Annotated in this window: 3 protein-coding genes; all 3 read right to left on the bottom strand. The window is 40.0% G+C overall.

What is annotated here, in order from left to right; translation table 11 throughout:
• Positions 1-233 precede the first annotated feature (233 nt).
• Positions 234-1,982 carry a glycosyltransferase family 39 protein gene (locus tag VMW39_00015; protein HUW22410.1) on the bottom strand — a complete coding sequence of 583 codons (1,749 nt, stop codon included), beginning with the start codon at positions 1,980-1,982 and terminating at the stop codon, positions 234-236.
• A 12-nt stretch (positions 1,983-1,994) separates the two neighbouring features.
• A complete protein-coding gene (locus tag VMW39_00010) occupies positions 1,995-2,258 on the bottom strand; it encodes a lipid-A-disaccharide synthase N-terminal domain-containing protein (protein HUW22409.1) in 264 nt (87 codons plus the stop codon).
• 3 nt (positions 2,259-2,261) lie between these two features.
• Positions 2,262-3,008, bottom strand: a 747-nt coding sequence (locus tag VMW39_00005) for a glycosyltransferase family 2 protein (protein ID HUW22408.1), incomplete at its 5' end; no start/stop codon positions are given.

Genomic DNA, 3,008 nt, shown 5'->3' with positions numbered 1-3,008 from the left:
GTTAGCGGGTAACGTTTATACGTCCCCATAATAAATTTTTTATCGGAAACCATCAAATCTCCCATTAGTTCTACCCAGAATAAAAATTACCTTATAGTATACCAAAAAAAGAAAAAAATAGCAATAATGGGCGTGTAGTGTAGCCCTTTATGGGCGTAATTTTAACGGGGACAAACCCCTACACTACCAATAGAGTAGAGAGTTCCGGCGACCACCCCGCTTGTACGGGGCACCTACAAGTTATTCCTATTCGTTAATACATAGAAGTATTTTCTATGTTCATCCAAAAAAGACTTTAATCTCCCTTCGCGAATTGCCCGAAAAATCTCCTTTGTATTTTCTTCTCCTTTCATATCATAGGTAAAACTACTTCCTTTTATGGGATAATCTTGTTTTAAGTTCTCCGGAAGTCTTATGTACTCAGAATCGGGCAAGATGACAAATAAAGTCTTTGGTGATGCCTTTTCACCTTCTAGATAATCGTAAGCCAAACCTATCTGGTCTCCATAGTAGATCCCATCCAAAAACCGAGAAGTGTAGATAGTTAACCAAACCCTTGGGCCTCTGCCGAGTCCCAGGGTGATAACTTTGTCTTCCGTACTAACTCCTTTAAGGTATTTCAAGCTCAGCTCTTTCCAGGGGTCGGGTGTTGTTGCCGGGATAATCCCTCCAATAAAAATAAAAGCAATCGTTACCATTGTACAGGCTATCGTCGGTGGAATTAGTGAGAAGATCCGCCTCTTATAAAATCTTCCCAGAAGAATACTCCCTCCCAGTATAACTATCAACGCCAATAAGGAAAATGCGAAACCATAATACCCAAAGGAATAAATAGCAACAGTTAAAAAGAGTAAAACCAAACCTAAAAGTATAAACAATGCTAAAATAAAAAGGACCATTAATTTGAAAATTCTATTCCTGAAAGCACCTTGCTCCTCAATCCTCACCAGATACTCTCCGCTAAGAAGCGCTAAAGCCGGAGAAAGAGGAAGCAAATATCGGGAATGGCCAGAAGAGACAAAAAAAGTAAACATGCCAAAGGTTACAGTTAACCAGAGAAAGAGGAATGTAATTTCATTTCTATTATTCTCCTTTTTCCTGGTTGAGAGAATACCAATAAGAAGAAAAATCGACCAGGGGAAGAAATGTCTTAACAATGTACCCAAATAGTAACCAATGTTGGAAAGTAAATCTATCGAAGACCTGTCCACTCTATTGACTAATTCCGAGAAAAAGAAAGAATTTATGAATTTATTTCCATGAAGAAGAGACATTGCCAAAGGCCAGGGAACTACTATCAACAGAAAAAATATGAACGGCCAGGGAGAAAAAATATCTTTTAAAACCGGCCTATTCTTTGGAAAAACCGATAATAGTACCACTATGGATATCAAGGGAATCAAAAAACCAGGAGGGCCTTTAGTCATAGTGGCCAGCCCCATAGCTATAAATGAGAAGATAAAGTACGAACGCCGCTTCTTTTGTCCAAAAAATCCTTTGGCAAAAAAGAGCAGGGAAAGGGCTATAAAAAAGGTGAGCACCATATCTGTCCTGGCAGCTCGCGCGTTAAGGAAATAGAGCGGACTGGAAAGTAGAGCAAGCGCAGAGAAGAGTGCTCCTTTGGAATTACCGAAAAGAATCAGCGAGAAATAGTAAATGAGTAGTATACCAGAAGCAGCGAAAATGGCCGATGGCAAGCGCCCGGAAAATATGTTAACTCCAAAAACCTTAAAAGAGAGAGCGACAAGCCAATAGAATAGTATGGGCTTCTGAAACCTCACTTCCTGGCCTTCAAAGACTGGTGTTATCCAATCCCCGCTTTTAACCATATTTAAGCCGGAACTGAGGTAATAAGTCTCATCACTCTGGTGAGTGGTTATCTCCGAAAAACCCGAACAGAATAGAGCAAAAGATGCTATAGCGAGAATAAAATATATTTCCTTCCCTTTAATAAATCCCAATGCTTTCGTTTTTAAGTTCATCAGCTTTCCCGCTCAAGCCGGTTTCTGTTTCTTCCCATAAATGAGAATTATGTTTCTAAGATAAATAAACGAACCAACCGACTGTCCCAGAATAAATACCGGGTCCTTCCTGTGGATGGCATAAGTTAGAAGGAGAAGCCCACCGGAAAGGCTGAAGAACCAGAAAATATTGGGAATGTAGCTCTCCTTTCTTCTTTCCGAGGCAATCCACTGAAAAAGGAACCTCATAAAAAACATCGCCTGAGCAAAAAAACCTAATATTAACCAGTAGTTCATAATCTACTCCTTAATTTTATAATTTAGTCTTCTTTTCTTCATCCACACTACTGCCAAAAGGTCAATAAACGCTTTAAACACTCTATTCCAGACGCCGTACTTTGTCTTTCCATAAAGTCGGGGATGATGGTCAACTTCCACCTCCATAACTTTAGCCCCTTCCCATTTAAGAAGAGTGGGAAGGAAGCGATGCATTCCATCAAAAAGTTTCAGTCTGGACAAGAACTTTCTCTTATAGGCTCTGAGCGTGCAGCCCACATCTATAATATTTTCTTTAGTTGCTTTATTTCGGACATAATTGGCTATCCTGGAAGAAATAATCCTTAACCAGGGGTCGTGCCTGCCACTTCGCACCCCGCAGACCACATCATAATCTACTATCCGTTCAAGAAGCTTGGGAATATCCTGAGGGTCGTTTTGCATATCAGCATCCATAGTAATTACAATGTCTCCCTGGGCCATAGAAAATCCTGCATCTAGAGCAGCTGTTAGACCACAATTTCTTTCAAATTCTACTACCCTCAATTGTTCATATTTTCTCTTTAGAGCCTTAAGAACCTCATCACTCCCATCCCTGCTTCCATCATTCACACAGATTATCTCATATTCTTTCTGAAGCGAATCCATAACCTCAGTGAGGGAGTTTAATAAAATCTCGAGATTATCCCTTTCGTTATAAACAGGAATCACAACCGAATAATCCATCACATACCACCACTTGTAGCAGCAAAGCGTAAGCTTTGCTTCCTT

The sequence above is a fragment of the bacterium genome, from assembly GCA_035530055.1.
Classification (GTDB): domain Bacteria; phylum UBA6262; class WVXT01; order WVXT01; family WVXT01; genus WVXT01.
This window is presented reverse-complemented; position numbering and strand designations above follow the sequence as displayed.